At 70.0% G+C, this 16314-nt stretch carries 18 protein-coding genes; 3 read left to right on the forward strand and 15 right to left on the reverse strand.

Translation table 11 applies throughout. The features are described 5' to 3' along the window. A partial coding sequence (locus VHC63_04935) for an HNH endonuclease signature motif containing protein (GenBank protein HVV35928.1) occupies positions 1-411 on the forward strand: 411 nt, incomplete at its 5' end. Here VHC63_04935 and VHC63_04940 read toward each other — a convergent pair. Then, positions 365-1111: an SDR family oxidoreductase gene (locus tag VHC63_04940; GenBank protein ID HVV35929.1), complete on the reverse strand. Its 747-nt coding sequence runs from the start codon at positions 1109-1111 to the stop codon at positions 365-367. The genes VHC63_04935 and VHC63_04940 overlap by 47 nt on opposite strands. Then, positions 1108-1446: a hypothetical protein gene (locus VHC63_04945; protein HVV35930.1), complete on the reverse strand. Its 339-nt coding sequence runs from the start codon at positions 1444-1446 to the stop codon at positions 1108-1110. The genes VHC63_04940 and VHC63_04945 overlap by 4 nt, the downstream gene beginning before the upstream one ends. Positions 1447-1463: 17 nt before the next feature. Between VHC63_04945 and VHC63_04950 the strand changes: the two genes are divergently transcribed. Both VHC63_04950 and VHC63_04955 read left to right on the forward strand, forming a co-directional pair. Continuing rightward, the gene (locus VHC63_04950; GenBank protein HVV35931.1) at positions 1464-2390 is read left to right on the forward strand and encodes a cyclase family protein; all 927 of its coding nucleotides are present in this window, start codon (positions 1464-1466) and stop codon (positions 2388-2390) included. A 23-nt stretch (positions 2391-2413) separates the two neighbouring features. Then, on the forward strand, positions 2414-3541 hold the full coding sequence (locus VHC63_04955; protein HVV35932.1) for an LLM class flavin-dependent oxidoreductase: 1128 nt from the start codon (positions 2414-2416) through the stop codon (positions 3539-3541). Between the two features lie 7 nt (positions 3542-3548). Here the strand turns inward: VHC63_04955 and VHC63_04960 are convergent, their stop codons facing one another. The 13 genes from VHC63_04960 to VHC63_05020 all read right to left on the reverse strand — a co-directional run bounded on the left by VHC63_04960 (position 3549) and on the right by VHC63_05020 (position 16308). Continuing rightward, positions 3549-4079 (reverse strand): hypothetical protein, encoded by a 531-nt coding sequence (locus tag VHC63_04960; GenBank protein ID HVV35933.1) that lies wholly within the window; start codon positions 4077-4079, stop codon positions 3549-3551. Further along, positions 4076-4789, reverse strand: a complete 714-nt coding sequence (locus tag VHC63_04965) for an ABC transporter ATP-binding protein (protein HVV35934.1) — start codon at positions 4787-4789, stop codon at positions 4076-4078. Before VHC63_04965 ends, VHC63_04960 begins: the two co-directional genes overlap by 4 nt. Further along, complete coding sequence (locus VHC63_04970) at positions 4786-6060, reverse strand: hypothetical protein (GenBank protein ID HVV35935.1); 1275 nt, start codon at positions 6058-6060, stop codon at positions 4786-4788. Before VHC63_04970 ends, VHC63_04965 begins: the two co-directional genes overlap by 4 nt. Continuing rightward, on the reverse strand, positions 6057-6782 hold the full coding sequence (locus VHC63_04975; GenBank protein ID HVV35936.1) for an ABC transporter ATP-binding protein: 726 nt from the start codon (positions 6780-6782) through the stop codon (positions 6057-6059). Before VHC63_04975 ends, VHC63_04970 begins: the two co-directional genes overlap by 4 nt. After that, positions 6775-8676: an ABC transporter permease gene (locus tag VHC63_04980; protein HVV35937.1), complete on the reverse strand. Its 1902-nt coding sequence runs from the start codon at positions 8674-8676 to the stop codon at positions 6775-6777. The genes VHC63_04975 and VHC63_04980 overlap by 8 nt, the downstream gene beginning before the upstream one ends. Then, on the reverse strand, positions 8677-10122 hold the full coding sequence (locus VHC63_04985) for an ABC transporter substrate-binding protein (protein ID HVV35938.1): 1446 nt from the start codon (positions 10120-10122) through the stop codon (positions 8677-8679). It lies immediately after the preceding gene. Between the two features lie 76 nt (positions 10123-10198). Then, positions 10199-11368, reverse strand: a complete 1170-nt coding sequence (locus VHC63_04990; GenBank protein HVV35939.1) for a lipid-transfer protein — start codon at positions 11366-11368, stop codon at positions 10199-10201. Further along, positions 11365-11751: a MaoC family dehydratase gene (locus tag VHC63_04995; GenBank protein HVV35940.1), complete on the reverse strand. Its 387-nt coding sequence runs from the start codon at positions 11749-11751 to the stop codon at positions 11365-11367. Before VHC63_04995 ends, VHC63_04990 begins: the two co-directional genes overlap by 4 nt. Further along, positions 11748-12680 (reverse strand): acyl-CoA dehydrogenase family protein, encoded by a 933-nt coding sequence (locus tag VHC63_05000; protein HVV35941.1) that lies wholly within the window; start codon positions 12678-12680, stop codon positions 11748-11750. The genes VHC63_04995 and VHC63_05000 overlap by 4 nt, the downstream gene beginning before the upstream one ends. Continuing rightward, on the reverse strand, positions 12680-13600 hold the full coding sequence (locus VHC63_05005; GenBank protein ID HVV35942.1) for a bifunctional MaoC family dehydratase N-terminal/OB-fold nucleic acid binding domain-containing protein: 921 nt from the start codon (positions 13598-13600) through the stop codon (positions 12680-12682). The genes VHC63_05000 and VHC63_05005 overlap by 1 nt, the downstream gene beginning before the upstream one ends. Further along, the gene (locus VHC63_05010) at positions 13597-14757 is read right to left on the reverse strand and encodes an acyl-CoA dehydrogenase family protein (GenBank protein ID HVV35943.1); all 1161 of its coding nucleotides are present in this window, start codon (positions 14755-14757) and stop codon (positions 13597-13599) included. The genes VHC63_05005 and VHC63_05010 overlap by 4 nt, the downstream gene beginning before the upstream one ends. Positions 14758-14768: 11 nt before the next feature. Beyond that, on the reverse strand, positions 14769-15680 hold the full coding sequence (locus tag VHC63_05015) for an SDR family oxidoreductase (GenBank protein HVV35944.1): 912 nt from the start codon (positions 15678-15680) through the stop codon (positions 14769-14771). Between the two features lie 43 nt (positions 15681-15723). Next, complete coding sequence (locus VHC63_05020; GenBank protein HVV35945.1) at positions 15724-16308, reverse strand: TetR family transcriptional regulator; 585 nt, start codon at positions 16306-16308, stop codon at positions 15724-15726. Between the last annotated feature and the right edge of the window lie 6 nt (positions 16309-16314).

Raw genomic sequence — 16314 nt, forward strand, 5'->3', positions numbered from 1 at the left:
TTCGTCGACGCCCACCACCTCGAAGAATGGGAACACGGCGGCCGCACCGACATCGACAACCTCCTCCTGCTGTGCCGCTTCCACCACAACGCCATCCACCACCGCGGCTTCACCGTCAAGAAAGGCCCCCGCCAAACGTTCCGGTTCTTCAACCCCGACGGCATCGAACTCATCGCCGCCCCCACACCCGCCACACCCACCGGCACCATCCCTGCAACCGGTGCGTCAGGCCGACCGATCACACCCGACACCCCACTACCGAACTGGGACGGCCACCACCCCGACTACGCCACCGCCATCGAAGGCCTCATGTGGCTCGAAGAACGCGCACAACCTCGACCCGGTGGCGGTGTAGCGGAGCGCGTCAGGCGATGTAGTTGCCGCCGTCGCAGACGATCGTCTGGCCGGTGATGTAGCCGGCGGCTTCCGATGCGAGGAACGCGAGGACGGGGCCGATATCGCGCTCGGGGTCGCCGAGGCGGCCGAGCGCGACGCGGGATTCGAGGAACGGCTTGAGGTCGGGGTTTTTGTGGAAGGCGTAGGACAGCGCGTCGGTGGCGGCGAGGGGCGCGATGCAGTTGACGGTGACGCCGTCGGGTCCCCACTCGCGCGCCAGTGACATCGCGAGCCCGCGCTGGCCGGCCTTCACCGCCGCGTACAGCGGCAACGAATCGCTGCCTTCGATGCCCGCCGCGGAACTCACGAGGATCAACCGGCCGCACTCGCTCGCCTTGAGATGTGCCGATGCCGCCTGCGCACACCAGATCGACGCCCACACCGCCGAGCGCGACGTCCGCTCCCACTCGTCATCGCCCGCGTCCTCGACGCGGTATGGACGGCCGGTGCCGGTGAAGGCGTTGTGCACCATCACGTCGAGCCCGCCGAACTCGTCGACGCCCCGCGCCACCGCGGCGAAGATCGCGTCGCGCGACAGCACGTCGGTTGGCACGCAGATCGCCCGGCCGCCCGCGGCGCGGATCTCCTCGGCGACGGGCTCGCCGTTGTCGGCGGTCCGCGACGCCACCACGACGGCGTGGCCGGCGGCCCCGAGTCCCAGCGCACACCCGCGACCGACGCCCCGGCCTGCGCCGGTGACGAGCGCGACGCTCACAGCGTCTTGCCCGTCACGGCGCCGCTGCTGAGGAACTCGACGACGGCCGGCGCGGCATCGCCGACGATGCAGTTGACCGTGACGCCTTCGTCGGCCCACTGCCGCGCCGCGCTCAGCGCCAGGATCCGCACCGTCTCGCTCGCCGGCCCAACCGTCGCCGGCAGCACGAACACGACACGGCGCACGCCGTCGGCGCGGCCTTCCTGCAGCGCGCGCAGGGCGCCGCGCGCCGGCACGTCGTAGCGCGCCGCGATCTCGTCGTCGGTCCACGCCTCGATCGGCAAGGGATCGTCCGGCACGTCGACGTGGTGCACCACGACATTGGGTTCGGCCACGCCGTAGTTTGACGCGCATGCCGGTCCCCGAGTCGTTCCGCGCCCTGGCGGCCAAGGTCAACAACTGGGGGCGGTGGGGCGACGACGACGAACGCGGCACCCTGAACCTGATCACCGACGACGTGCGCCGCCGCGCCGCCGCGCTGGTCAAGACCGGCAAAGCCTTCCCCCTCGCCATCGCGCTGTCGGAGGACGGGCCGCAGCTCGGCTTCATCCCCGGGCGCGTCAACCCGACGCGCACGATGCACATGATCAACGAACCATCCTTCGGCGACCCGACGATGTTCTGTTCGAGCGACGACGCCGTCACCATGGGACTCCAAGCCGGCACGCACTGGGACTCGCTCGCCCACGTGTCCTACGACGGGCGCCTCTACAACGGCTACGACCCGGCGACGATCGACGAGCGCGGCGCGGCGAAGGGCGGCATCGACAAGATCGGCGCCCTCGTCGGCCGCGGCGTGCTGCTCGACGTGGCGCGGGCAAACGGCGTCGACCGCCTCGAACCGGGCTACTCGATCACCGGCGCTGATCTCGACGCCGCCGCCGAACTCGCACGGGTCACCGTCGAGCCCGGCGACATCGTGCTCATCCGCACCGGCCAGATGCAGCTCCTCCACGCCGGTGACAAGGTCGGCTACACGCACCCGAGCCCCGGCCCGTCGATCCACTGCGTCGAGTGGTTCCACGCCCACGACATTGCGGCGGCCGCCACCGACACGTTGGTCTTCGAGGCGTTTCCCGGCGACGACCCCGATTTCCTGCTGCCCGTCCACCTGCTCGACATCGTCGAGATGGGTCTCACGCAGGGACAGAACTGGGACCTCGAGGCGCTCGCCGTCGACTGCGCGCGCGACGGCGTCTACGCGTTCTTCCTCGGCGCCACCCCCGAGCCCTTCGTCGGTGGCCTCGGAGCCCCGGTTGCCCCTGTCGCCATAAAATAGAACGTGTTACAGTTTTGCCGATGGTGGAATTCGGGATTTTCAACAGCCTCTACCTGCCCCAGGTCCTGAAGGACAAGGACCCCGTCAACGCCGAGCACAACCGGCTGATGGACGAGATCGAGTGGGTGAAGGCGGCCGACCGATCCGGGTTCAAGTACACGTGGGCGACCGAGCACCACTTCCTCACCGAGTACTCGCACCTGTCGGCCAACGAGGCGTTCCTCGCCTACGTGGCCGGCGTCACCAACCGCATCCACATCGGCAGCGGCATCTTCAACATCACGCCGCCGGTGAGCGCGCCGGCGCGCGTCGCCGAGAAGGTGGCGATGCTCGACCACCTCAGCGGCGGTCGTTTCGAGTTCGGCATGGGCCGCGGTTCGAGCTCGACCGAGCAGAAGGGCTTCGGCATCGACGACCCTGAGCTGACCCGCGAGATGTTCGACGAGGTCATCCCCGAGTTCAAGAAGATGTGGCGCGACGAGCCGTACTCGTTCGACGGCAAGTTCTTCTCGATGCCGGAACGCAACGTGCTGCCCAAGCCCTACACCAAGCCGCACCCGCCGATGTGGGTCGCCGCCGGCAGCCCGTCGACCTTCGAGAAGGCGGCGCAGATGGGCCTCGGCGTGCTGTGCTTCACCACCGGCTCCCCCAAGACGCTCGCCCCGCTCATCGAGACGTACAAGCGTGAGATCAAGAACGCCGAGCCCGTCGGCGAGTACGTCAACAACAACGTGATGGTCACGTCGCAGATGCTGTGTTTGGAGGACGGGCAGAAGGCGCGCGACATCGCCTGCAACATGACCAGCGGCTACCACACGTCACTCGTATTCCGGTATCTCGACACGTTCCCCAAGCCACCGGGCATTCCCGAGTGGCCCGCGCTCATCCCCGACGCCACGCCCGAGCAGATGGAGCAGTCGATCAAGAACGGGCTGACCACGATCGGCACCCCCGACGAGTGCGCGAAGTGCGTCCAGAACTACGCCGACATCGGCGCCGACCAGATCACCTTCGGCATGCTCAGCTCCACCATGCCCGTCGAGATCGCCGTCGAGGCGGTGGAGACGTTCGGCAAGTACGTCATCCCGCAGTTCGACACCGACCCGATGCACTCCACCCAGCGCCAGCGCGAGGAGCAGCTCGGCTCTTGACCTGCGGTTAGGGGTTACACATCCCGCACGGCTTGAGCGTCGTGGTCGCGGGGTCGACGCGCTTGAGGCCGGTGCGGCCCTTCACGCTGGCGCAATCGGGACGGTGGTACAGCGTGCCCCGCGACGTCGTGACGTAGGCGACGGGCGCCACCAGGTCCGGTCGTTCGCCGCGGGCCAGCAGCTCTTCGATGCGCTCGAGCACCGCACGGGTCTCGGCCGTGTCGCGGCGCGTGGCGTGCACCAGCTGGGTCATCCAGTAGGCGAAGTAGGCGAAGCCACCGGCGAACACGAAGCCGAGGCCGAGCATGCCGCCGCTGATCGAATACGGAATCTGCTCGTACACGTTGGGCGTGTGCGACGCGCCCCACCACCCGAGCACGATCATCACGAGCCCGAGCGGCGCGGCGATCGACCCGATGATGAGCAGCACCCGGGCTGCGTCGGTCGCCTGCGTGCGCGTGCGCAGCGACGAGATCGCCCGCGCCAGCCGTCGGTCCCGCTCGGTGTCCACGGTGATGTCCCCTGTCGTCGTCGTCATGCGGCCCCTCCGAGATACGCGGCGGAAACTTCTTCGGCGATGTCCTTCGGCTCGCCGACGTTGAGCACCACGCCGTGCGCCATGACGGCGGCGTAGTCGGCGACGGCGAGCGCCGTCTGGGCGAACTGCTCGACCAGCAGGATCGAGATGCCCTCGTCGCGGATCTGGCGCACGAGGTCGTACAGCTGCCCCACGATGATCGGCGCCAGGCCGATCGAGATCTCGTCGAGCAACAGCAGCGAGGGTTCGGTCACGAGGGCGCGCGCCATCGCCAGCATCTGCTGCTCACCGCCCGACAGCGTGCCCGCCAACTGCTTGCGCCGTTCCTTCAGCCGCGGAAACCGGGTGAAGGCGCGCTCTTCGACGTCGCGCTGCCGCAGCCCGCCCTTGTAGGTCATCATGCGCAGGTTCTCGTTGACCGTGAGGTTGGGGAACACCCCGCGCCCCTCGGGGATGGTGCACACCCCGGCACGGGCCAGCTGCTCGGGCTCGGCCCCGTTGACGTGGATCCCGGCGACGTGCACGCAGCCGCTCGTCGGCTCGAGCCGCCCGCTGGCGACCTTGTGGATCGTCGACTTGCCGGCGCCGTTGGGACCGAGGAGCGCGAACACGCAGCCCGCGGGTACGGCGAAGGACACGCCGTGGAGCACTTCGATGCGGCCGTAGGCGGCGCGCACGTCGCGCAGTTCGAGGGCCGGCGCGGTCGTCACGCCCCGTCCTCCCCCGGCAGCGTGCAGGCGATCTCGGCGGTCGGGTCGGCGAGCACCGCGGTGTTCAATCGCCGCATGCCGACGGCGAGCAGCAGCGCGGCGAGCGCGCCGAGCACCAGCGCCGCGGCCGACACCGGCTTGCCCGTCGCTGCGGCCGCCGTGGTGGGCAGGCTCACCGCGGGACCAGGGGTGCGCCGCCCGCCGCCCGACGTGTCACCCAAGCCGCCGAGCGCGGTCAGGTCGGGCCCACCGGTGAGCGCGTAGTCCAGGTTGCTGTTGTCGCCGAGCACGCCGGTGTCGGCGCCGCCGACAAGGTCGCCGACGGCGTCGTCGCTCGACGACGCAGCCGACGCGGCGCGCGCCCCGCCGAGCACGAACCCGACGGAGTAACCCTGCTGCGTGACCGTGATGATGAGCGAGTTGGCGCTCAGCACCGCGGCGGCACCGTTGATCTCCTTCGTCGCCGGGCCCAGGGTGACGCTGATCCCCGCCGAGGCCAGCGCCTGCTTCGCCACCTTCTGCAGCGCGGCGTCGAGCGGCTGGTTGGTCGAGCCGAAGTGCAGTCCCTTCTCGTCGATGGTGACGCCCTGTCCCATCACCGTGGCGCCGGCGATCGACGTGTGCGCCTCGCCGCTACCGGTCGTGCCGTCGCTGGTGGCCTTGGCCGTGCTCACCACCTGGTCGATCTGCAGCACGCCGGCCACGTTGAGGTTCTGCACGACGCTGCGCGCCGTTGCCACCGCGGCGCTGTCGGTGGCGCGCGTGCTCGAACTGGTCGTCAGCTTCTCGGCGGCGCCCGGCAACAGCGAGAGGCCCTGGGCGCCGGCTTCGGACTCGGCCGATGTGTTGTCGGCCCGCGAGCGCATCGTCATGCCCGGCACGTCGTAGGTGGTCGTGGGCGGGTCCTGGCCGGTGCGCGCTTCGGCGCGCACGGGATCCACGAGCAGCGCGGCGATCTCGGGTGGGAAGCCGGGCACCAGCAAGCCGAGCAGCGTGCCGCCGTTGGCGACGGTGGCGCCGGGCCACGCACTGCTCGCCAGGGCATAACCCGTCCCCGACTGCTGCGTCGTGCTCGCCTGCGGGATGTCGAGTTCGGGTTGGATGCGCTGGTCGGGGATCACGGTGAACACCTGCACGCCCCGGGCGTCGGCCGACATGTCGTAGCCGAGCAAACCTTCGGCGCCGGCGTGGGGTGCGTCGACGACGAACAGCGCCGCGCTCAACAGTCCGGCCACGACGCCGGCCAGCACGGTCCGGGCGCCGCGTCTCATACCGGCACGTCCAGTCCGAGATAGGCGGCCTGCACGGCCCCGTCGGCTTGCACCTGCGCCGGTGTGCCGTTGGCGATCAGGCGGCCGAAGTCGAGCACGTAGAGCTCCTCGCAGATGCGCATGACGAGTTCGACGTCGTGCTCGACGAGCAGGATCGCCATGCCGTCGACCGCCAGTTCGAGCAGCAGGTCCCCGAGGCCCTCCGTCTCGTCCGGGTCGAGACCCGAGCCGGGCTCGTCGAGCAGCAGCAGCTTCGGACGGATCGCCAGGGCGCGGCCCAACTCGACGAGGCGCGCCATGCCGGTGGGCATGGCGTCGACCGGCGCGTCGGCGACGTCGCGCAACCCGACGCGCTCCAGGATCTCGTCGGCCACGGCGCCGGGCTCTTCGGTGGCCGAGTCCCACGAGTTGCGGATCTCGGCGGCCACAAGGATGTTCTCGCGCGCGCTCAACGCGCCGAACACCTCGAGGCGCTGGAACGTGCGCCCGACGCGGCGCCGGGCGCGGTGGTGCGGCTTGAGCTTGGTGACGTCCTCGCCGTCGATGATCACGCGACCCCGTGTCGGCGCTTGCAGGCCGGTGATGACGTTGAACAGCGTCGTCTTGCCGGCGCCGTTCGGGCCGATCAGCCCGGTGACGCGTCCGGCTTCGGCGGTCAGGTCGACGGCGCTCAGCGCCGCGAGGACGCCGAAGCGCACGTCGACGTCGGCGACGTCAAGCATTGGTCGGCGCCACTTCGAACTCGGCGGTCGGCTGCGCCTTCGACCCCTGGAGGCTGTCGCGCACCTTCTCGAGGTTCGGCCGCACCTCCGACGTCCAGCCGTTGGGGTTGCGCCCGAGGGCGATGGCGCCGAGGCCGGCGCCGAGGAACGACAGGCTCGGGATGCCGGGCAGCGCCCGCTGGATCTTGGGGAACAGCCCGAAGGTAAGACCGCCGAACAGCGCGCCCGACACCGTGTTGACGCCGGCGACGTAGACCAGCAGCAGCAGCACGAGGCTCTGGAGGACGTCGAAGTCGTTGAGGCCAACCTGGCCGCGCAGGCCGCCGTAGAACGCGCCGGCCAGGCCGGCCATGGCCGACGACAACGCGAACAGGGCGAGCTTGGTGAAAGTCAGATTGAGACCGAGGGTGGCACACGCGGCGGGGCTCTCGCGCATGGCGACGACGCGCCGGCCGAATTTGCCGCGCCGCAACGCCAGCACGCCGATGCCGGCCAGCGCGAACGTGACGCACACCAGCATGAAGAACGCCTTGTCGCCGTGGAACGACACCCCGAGGATCGACGGGCGCCCGACGGCGAGGCGGCCGCCGTAGCCGAACACGTTGTGGTTCTTGAAGAACAGCGCGCTCATGCCCTGGGCGAAGGCGAGCGTCGACAGCGCCAGGTACAGGCCCTGCAAGCGGATCGCCGGCAGTGCAGCCAAGGCACCGGCCAACCCGGCGAGGCCGGCGGCCGCCAGGAACCCGAGGATCGACCCGCCGCCGAAGAACTTGCCCATCCCGAACGCGCCGATGCCGACGAAGGTCATCTGCGCCAGCGACACCTGGCCGCCATAACCGGTCAGCAGCACCAGCGACAGCATGATGAGCGCGAACACCACGCCCTGGCCGACGGTGAACAGGTCGACGGGCGACAGCACCTGGGCGAGCACTCCGGCGATGGCGATGAACGCCGCGGCGCCGAGCAGCGACTCGCGCAGCGAGGCGACGCGCGGGGCGCGATGGGTCGTCACCACACGCCCGACGCGCAGACGCGCCTGGGGCAGGATCAGCAGCACGGCGTAGAGGAAGATGATCGGTAGCGCCGGCTTGACGATGTTGAGGATGTTCGAGGGCAGGTTGCCGATGGTGTGCGCTTCGGCGAGACCGAGGGCGATGCCGCCGACGAAGGTGAGCGGCAGGCTCTTGAGGCGGCCGACCATCGCCGCCGCGTAACCGTTGATGACGAGCAGCGTCAGCAGGATGATGTCGAGCGACACGAGCGGCGCCAGCAGGATGCCGGCGAGTCCCGCCAGCGACGCGCCGAGCGCCCAGCTGACCGCGGCGACGCGATCGGGCGCCGCGCCGTTGAGCGCGGTGAGCTCAGGATCGTCGACGACGGCGCGCATCGCCGTGCCGATCCGGGTGCGGAACAGGAACAGGCGCAGGAAGATGGCGACGAGGACCGCCACGCTCATCATCGTGAGCTGGTGATAGCTGACGTAGACGCTGAAGAGCTTCAGGCGGTGGCCGGCGAAGAATTCCGGCATCGACCGCGGCTCGCCCGGATCCCACACCGCGGTGGCCACACCGATGCACGTCAGCAACAAGCCGAGCGTGATCACCAGCGTGGTCCCGACGTTCGAGCCGTAGAGGCGGCGCATCAACACGCGCTGAATGCCGGCACCCAGCAGCGGGGCGATGACGCCGAGTACGACGACAAGGCCGAGCCACTGCGGCCAGTGATCCTTCACCGTCAGCTGCCAGTAGGTGAACGCCATCAGCATCCCGATGGCGCCGTGGGCGAAGTTGAAGATGCCCGACGTCGTGTACGTGACGACGAGGCCGCTCGCCGTGAGCGCGTAGATGCACCCGGTGGCGATGCCGATGACGGTGTAGGCGAGGAACGAGGTCACTTAGCCGAAGTACCAGGGTCCGTCGTCGCAGCGGTAACCGTCCTTGGGTGAATCGATGCGCACGTACTTGCCGCCGGTGACCTTGAGCAGGATCCAGCACGCGGCGGGCCCCTTGGCCCCCGGGTTCGACGTGGCGAACAGCCCGCTGTCGTCGAAGTTGCCGATCTTCTTCACTTCGGCGTTGATGGCGGCCCGCGTCACCTTCGGGCCGACGTTCTCCATCGCCTGGAACAGCAGCCGACCTTCGGCCCACGCGTAGGCGGTGAAGATGTCGGGCGTGAACCCGGGCTTCACTTTCTGCACCCACTTGTCGAACAGCGCCACCTCGGGGATCGAGGCCGCGTCCTCCCCGCCGTACATCGCGGTCGACGACGTCACCAGCATGCCGTCGGCGGCGCTGCCCGCCTTGGCGATCACGTCGGCGTCGTAGCCCGACCCGCCGACGAGGAAGACCTCGGGCTTGAAGTTCTGCGACTGCATCGCCTTGGCAAAGCGCGCCGCCGTCGCGTCGTCGACCGAGATCAGATACACCATCTTCACGCCGCTGTCGCGCATGCGCACGACGTCGGAGGTGAAGTCCGTCTCCGTCGAGCCGATCGCCCGGTCGTAGAGCCACTTGTAACCGACGCTCTCGCCCGCCGCCCGGTACCCCTTGTGCAGCTTGACCGCGGATGGGATGTCGGACTCGATGCTGCCGACCTTGGTGATCACGTCGGGGTTGTGCGCCTTGAAGTAGTTGAACGGGCCGAGGTCGCCGCCCTTGGCCGACGGCTGGATCGAGAAGTTCGTCGGCACGGCGAAGCGGGCGTCGCCCAGCGCATGGCTGAGGTCGGGGATCTTCGCCTGCGTGAGTTGGTCTGCCGCGGCGTCGTCGTAGAGCGAGAACGACCCGAGCATGGCGAACGCCTTGCCGATGAGGTCGATGGTCTGCGTGCGGTTCTGGCCGGTGTCGAACTGGTCGTCGCGGGCGTCGAGCTTGAACGTGCGACCCCATAGGCCGCCGAGCGAGTTCTCGTAGGCGACGACGGCCTGCGTGCCCACGACCGCGCCGGCGAACAGTCCCGGCACCGGGCCCGTGAGCGTGCTCACGTTGCCGAGGGTGATCGACGACGCGGTGACGCCGGTGTCGGTGGCGCCGCCGTTGCCGCCGGCGGGCAGAGCGTGCACGTTCACGTTCGACTGGCTCGCGCCGCCGCCGGCGCTCGTGGTGTTCGTCGTGTTGTTGCCGCTGCCACCCGACGACGTGTCGCCCGCCGCGAGGGTGGTGTCGGTCGACTGGTCGCCGCCCTCGTCGCTGCCGTCGACGCTGGACCCCTGCACGGCGGTGCCGGTTTGACCGGCGCGCACCGCGTTGCGTTGCGCGTCAGTCAGGCGGGCGCCGCACGCGCTCGCCAGCAGCGCGAGCACGAGCAGCAGAGGTGCGACTCGAAGGTTGTGTCTCGTCACAGGCCCCCCATGCCTCCGTGGTGGTGCGAAATCTAACGCACCGTCAGAAACGGTGTGACGCACGTCACACCCATGATTATGCGGCCCCAAGGATCAGTCCGCTGGTCGGCACCCCGGTTCCGGCCGTGACCAGCACATGTTCGACCCACGGGAGCTGGTTCACGCTTGTCCCCCGGATCTGGCGGACGGCCTCGGCGATGCCGTTCATCCCGTGGATGTAGGCCTCGCCGAGCTGGCCGCCGTTGGTGTTGATCGGCAGCTGACCACCGAGCTCGATGCCGGCCTCGACGATGAAGTCCTTCGCCTCACCCCGCCCGCAGAACCCGAACTCCTCGATCTGGCACAGCACAAAGGGGGTGAAGTGGTCGTAGAACACCGCGGTCTGGATGTCGGCGGGGGTGAGGCCCGACGTGGCCCACAGCTGCTCGGCCACCAGGCCCATTTCGGGCAACCCGGTCATGTCGTCGTCGTAGTAGCTCGTCATCATCTGCTGGTTGCGCGCCGCGCCCTGGGCCGCCGCCGTGATGACCGCCGGCGGGTTGGGACAGTCGCGGGCCCGCTCGAGAGTCGTGATCACGAGCGCCTGGGCGCCGTCGCTTTCCTGGCAGCAGTCGAGCAGGTGCAGCGGCTCGGAGATCCAGCGCGAGTTCTGATGGTCCTCGAGCGAGATCGGCTGCTTGTAGAACCACGCCGCGGGGTTGGTCGACGCGTGGAAGCGGTCGGCCACCGCGATGCGGCCGAAGTCCTCGCTGGTCGCGCCGAACTCGTGCATGTAGCGGCGGGCGAACATCGCCACCCACTGCGCCGGCGTGAGCAGCCCGTAGGGCGAGTACCAGCCGTAGTGGGCGCTCTCCGTGGTCGGCTCAGCGGGACGGCCCTGCACGCCGGCGCCGAAGCGGCGCCCCGAGCGCTCGTTGAAGGCGCGGTAACACACGACGACCTCCGCCACGCCCGTCGCCACCGCCATCGCCGCCTGCATGACCGTGGCCGCGCCGGCCCCGCCGCCGTAGTGCACGCGGCTGAACAGCTTGAGCCCGTCCATGCCGAGTTGACGCGCCACTTCGATCTCGGGGTTGTTGTCCATGGTGAAGGTGACGAGGCCGTCGACCTCGGCCGGCGCGATGCCGGCGTCGTCGAGCGCCGCTTTCACCGATTCCACGGCGAGGCGCAGCTCGCTGCGCCCCGAGTCCTTGGAGAACTCCGTGGCGCCGATGCCGGCGATGGCCGTCTGCCCGCCGATGTTCACGGCATCTCCAGGGTGACGGTGCCGGTGACGTGGTCGCCGAGGTCGTTGGCGCCGCGCACGGCGACGGTCACGACGTTGCCCTCGACGGCCGTCACCTCGCCTGTCATCCGCATGGTGTCGCCGGGATAGTTGGGCGCGCCGAGACGAATCGCCACCTTGGTGATGCGCGCCGCCGGCCCGGCCCAGTCGGTGACGAAGCGGCCGACGAAGCCGTTGGTCGACAGGATGTTCATGAAGATGTCCTTCGAACCGCGCTCGCGGGCGAGCTCGGCGTCGTGGTGCACGTCCTGGTAGTCGCGCGACGCGATGGCCGTCGCCACGATCAGCGTGCGCGTGAGCGGGATGTCGAGCGGCGGCAGCGTGTCGCCCACGCGCGCCGTCATCGGTACTGCTCCGCGAGCAGCGCGCCGAGACGGGCCAGTTGCGACGACGCACCCCCGAGCGCGTTGGCGATCTGTTTGCCCCACAGGAAGTAGCGGTGGATCGGGTAGTCGACGTCGGCGCCCATACCGCCGTGCAGGTGCTGGGTGGCGTACACGACGCGCTCGCCCCCCTCGGCCGCCCACCATTTGGCGATGGCGACTTCCTTGGACGCCTCGAGACCGTTGTCGAGCCGCCACGCCGCTTGCAGCATCGTGACCTCCATCGCTTCGGTGTCGATGTACGCGTCGGCGGCGCGCAGCGCCACGCCCTGGAACGACGACAGCGGCTTGCCGAACTGCTCGCGCTGCGACGTGTACTCGGCGGTGCGACGCAACGCTTCCTTCGCCACCCCCAGTTGCAGGGCGGCGAGCGCGACATGGGCCCGCTGGCGCATCCAGTCGACGTCGGCGCCGGGCAGCGGCTCGCCGCCGGTGAAGGTGATGTTCGCCGCGCCGCGCTGGTCGGTGGTGGCGACGACTTCGCGCTGGGGGTCTGACAGGAACACGCCGTCGGGGCGCACGACCAGCACGCGGTCGGCGACGTCGCCCGCGGGGACGGCGGTCGCTTCGAAGGCGGCGGTGAGCACCACGTCGCCCCGGACCACCGCCGGCAGCCACTCCTTCTGCTGCACGTCAGTGCCGAACCGGGCGAGCGGCAACGCCCCGAGGGCGATCGTCTCCAGCAACGGCACGTCGGCCAGGGCGCGGCCCTGCGCTTCGAGCACGAGGCACAGTTCGACGAGGCCGCGGCCGCTGCCGCCGTGGGCCTCGGGGATGCACAACCCGAGCAGGTCGGCATCGGCGAGATCGCTCCAGCCGCCCCCGCCGCCGAAGATCTGACCCGCCAGGTCGCGCAGCGCCCGCTGGTCGTCGTCGAGGTTGAAGTCCACTAGCTCGCCTCCACCGGGTGGAACTGCGGCAGCGTCAGCTCGTCGTCGAACTGCACCATCTCGCATTCGACCGCCATGCCGATGGTGACGTCGGCGGGGTCGACGCCCACGAGGTTCGACACCAGGCGCGTGCCTTCGTCGAGGGCGATCACCGCGACGACGAGCGGGTAGTCGAACGCCGGCACCTGGGGGTAGTGGTTGACCACGAAGCTGTAGACGGTGCCGCGCCCGGCCGACTCGACCGTGTCCCACTCCAGCGAATGGCACGCCGGACACATCGGGCCCGGCGGGTGGCGCAGCTTCCCGCACGCCGCACAGCGCTGGATCAGCAACTTGCCCTCGTTCACGCCGTCATACCAGAAGGCGTTGTCGTGGGTGATCGCCGGCCGCGGGCGGCGCGGCCGCGCCGGCGCCGCGGGGCGAGGCGCGAACTTGAGCATGCGGAAGCGCATCGTGCCGACGAGCTCGCCGTCCTGATCGCGGTACTCCTGGAGCGTCGTGACGAAGTGGCCGACGCCGAGTGCCGTCGTCTTCTCCTCCGAGATCGACTCGATGGTCGTGGTCGTCGTGATGACGTCGCCCGGGCGCAGGTAGCGGAAGTACTCCTGGTCGCTGTTGGTGGCCACGACCGACGTGAAGCCGGCGGCGTCGAGTTCACGGAACAGCGCGTCCTGCTCGGTGGCGCCGGTGCGACCGCCGAGGCCGCGCATCGACCACGCCTGCAGCATCGTCGGCGGCGCCACGATGCCGTCGTGACCCGCGGCGCGCGCCGCCGCGTCGTCGACGTAGATCGGGTTGGTGTCGCCCACCGCGTCACACCAGTGGCGGATCATGGCGGCGTTGACGGCGTCGAGCGCCACGCTCGGCGGGCCGATCACGCGGCCTTCATACGCGCGCACGCGTTCGAGAAAGTCGCTCAACGCGCCTGCCGAGCCATTCCCAGGGCGCCAGCGGCCACGATCTCGCGCTGGACTTCGTTGACGCCGCCGCCGAAGGTGTTGATCTGCGCCGAGCGCCCGGCGCGCTCGAGCTCGCCCGCCAGCACCGCCCCCGGAGACCCGGCGCGGATCGCGCCGGCGGCCCCGACGACGCCGAGCAGCGTGCGGTACACGTCGACCGCCGTTTCGGTGCCGTACACCTTGACCGCGGAGGAGTCACCCGGCGCCAGCGATCCGTCGGCGACGGCCGCCGCCATGCGCCAGTTCATGAGGCGCATCGCTTCGAGCTTGGCGTAGGTGCGCGCCAGGTCGAGCTGCACCCACGGGATGTCGATGAGACCGGCCGCGGCGACGTAGCGCGCCGTGTCGTCCCACAACCGCAGCGCCAGACCACTGAACGCCGCGAGCCCGACGCGCTCGTGGTTGAGCTGGGTGGTGATCATGCGCCAGCCGGCGTTCTCCTCGCCGACGCGGTTGGCGACGGGCACGCGCACGTCGGTGTAGTACGTCGCCGTCGTCTTGGTGCCGCCGACGGTGGTGATCGGGGTGTAGCTGAACCCGGGCGACGACGTCGGCACGAGCAGGATCGAGATGCCGCGGTGCTTCGGCGCGCCGGGGTCGGTGCGCACCGCCAGCCAGATGTAGTCGGCCTGGTCGGCCTGGCTGGTGAAGACCTTGTTCCCGTTGACGACGTACTCGTCGCCGTCGCGCACCGCCCGCGTCCGCAGCGATGCCAGGTCGGTGCCGGCTTCGGGCTCGGTGTAGCCGATGGCGAAGTTGATGTCGCCGCGCACGATGCCGGGCAGGAACGCCGCCTTCTGCTCATCGGAGCCGAAGCCCATGATCGTGGGCCCGACGGTGTTGAGCGTCACGAACGGGAACGGCGCGGCGGCGCGCTGCACTTCGTCGAAGAAGATGAACTGGTCCGTCGCCGGGCGACCCTGGCCGCCGAACTCGACGGGCCAGCCGACGCCGAGCCAGCCGTCGGCGCCCATCTGGCGCACGATGCGTCGGAACACCGGACCGCCCTCGGGGTCGGCCGCCAACTCGGCGCGCACCGCCGGCGTCAGGAGGCGCGCGAAGTAGGCGCGCAACTCCTGGCGCAGCGCCTGCTGCTCGGCGGTCTCCTGGAGGAACATCGGTCGCGGCTTTACGCCTGCGAGCCGATCACCGGGACATTGGGCGTTGCCTTGGCCAGCAGGTCGCGCACCGCCGGGCCGATATCGGCCGGTTCCCACCGGTCGCCCTTGTTGATGTCGGGCCCGTGCTGCCAGCCGGTGGCGACCGAGATCTTGCCGCCGTCGACCTCGAACACCTGGCCGGTGACGTCGCGCGACTCGCGGCTGCCGAGCCACACGACCAGCGGCGCCACGTTGTCGGCGGCCATGGCGTCGAAGCCGTCCGTGGGCGTCTTCATGGCGTCGGGGAAGAGGTTCTCGGTCATGCGGGTGCGGGCGATCGGCGCAATGGCGTTGACCGTCACGCCGTAGCGGCCGAGCTCGGCGCTGGCGACGCGCGACATCGCGGCGATGCCGGCCTTGGCCGCGGAGTAGTTGCTCTGGCCGACGTTGCCGAACAGTCCCGCGGCGGAGCTCGTGTTGACGATGCGGGCGTCGTTGGTCTCGCCCGCCTTGACGCGGTCGCGCCAGTAGTTGGCCGCGTGGTGCATCGGGGCGAACGTGCCCTTGAGGTGGACCTTGATCACGGCGTCCCACTCGGCCTCCGACATGCTCACGAGCATCCGGTCGCGCAGGATGCCGGCGTTGCACACCAGCACGTCGAGGCCGCCGAAGGCGTCGACGGCGGACTGCACCAAGCGGCCGGCGGCGTCGAAGTCGGAGACGTCGTCGCCGTTGGCGATCGCCTCGCCGCCCATGGCGCGGATGGCGTCGACCACCTCGCCGGCGGGCCCGGCCGAGCTGCCGGTGCCGTCGGGCTCGGCGCCGAGGTCGTTGACGACGACCTTGGCTCCCTGCCGCGCGAACTCCAGGGCGTGGCCGCGGCCGATGCCGCGTCCCGACCCGGTGACGATGACGACGCGGCCCTCGCAAATGCCCGACATGTGACCCTCCCTAGAATTCCCAAACTAGAACAGATTCTAGTTTCTAGTCGCGCAGCAGCAACCGCGCCGCGAACTCGAGCTCTTCGCCCACCGCGCCCATCTGCGTCCAGCCGTTCACCCAGCCCAGCAGCGAGGCGAACCACACGTGGGCCAGCACACGCACGACGCCGTCGCGGATCTCGGGGTCGACGTCGACCAGCGGCGCCGAGAGCACCATCGACACGATGTGTTGCACCTCGGCCTGGCACTCCGACACCGCCGGGTCCGGAGCAGTGATGGCGGTCACGAGGGCGGCGAAGAGTTCGGGGGCGCGGCCCGACGCGCGGGTGATGCGGCGGATCACCGCGATCAGCCGGTCGAGCGGCTCGTCGGACGCGGCCACCGCCTTCGCCGGGGCGCTCTCGAGGCTGCGGGCCCACTCGAGCAGCGCGGCGGCGAGCAGGTGGTCTTTCGAGGAGAAGTAGCGGTAGACGGTGCCGAGGGCGACGTCGGCGCGCGCCGCCACGTCGCGCATCTGCACCGCGTCGTAGCCGCCTTCGGTGGCGAGTTCGATCGCGGCTTGGATGACACGGGCGCGGCGGGCGTGCTGCGAGCGCGTCAGGACTTCGGGCTGAGGTGTGCTCGCCATTACTTC

This window comes from Acidimicrobiales bacterium (assembly GCA_035546775.1).
Taxonomy (GTDB): Bacteria; Actinomycetota; Acidimicrobiia; order Acidimicrobiales; family JACCXE01; genus JACCXE01.

What these genes read in the sequence shown, in the direction of transcription:
- VHC63_04950 (HVV35931.1), top strand. Translation starts at nt 1,464, where the DNA reads ATGCCGGTCCCCGAGTCGTTCCGCGCCCTGGCGGCCAAGGTCAACAAC.
- VHC63_04960 (HVV35933.1), bottom strand. Translation starts at nt 4,079, where the DNA reads ATGACGACGACGACAGGGGACATCACCGTGGACACCGAGCGGGACCGA.
- VHC63_04970 (HVV35935.1), bottom strand. Translation starts at nt 6,060, where the DNA reads ATGAGACGCGGCGCCCGGACCGTGCTGGCCGGCGTCGTGGCCGGACTG.
- VHC63_04975 (HVV35936.1), bottom strand. Translation starts at nt 6,782, where the DNA reads ATGCTTGACGTCGCCGACGTCGACGTGCGCTTCGGCGTCCTCGCGGCG.
- VHC63_04995 (HVV35940.1), bottom strand. Translation starts at nt 11,751, where the DNA reads ATGACGGCGCGCGTGGGCGACACGCTGCCGCCGCTCGACATCCCGCTC.
- VHC63_05010 (HVV35943.1), bottom strand. Translation starts at nt 14,757, where the DNA reads ATGTTCCTCCAGGAGACCGCCGAGCAGCAGGCGCTGCGCCAGGAGTTG.
- VHC63_05015 (HVV35944.1), bottom strand. Translation starts at nt 15,680, where the DNA reads ATGTCGGGCATTTGCGAGGGCCGCGTCGTCATCGTCACCGGGTCGGGA.
- VHC63_05020 (HVV35945.1), bottom strand. Translation starts at nt 16,308, where the DNA reads ATGGCGAGCACACCTCAGCCCGAAGTCCTGACGCGCTCGCAGCACGCC.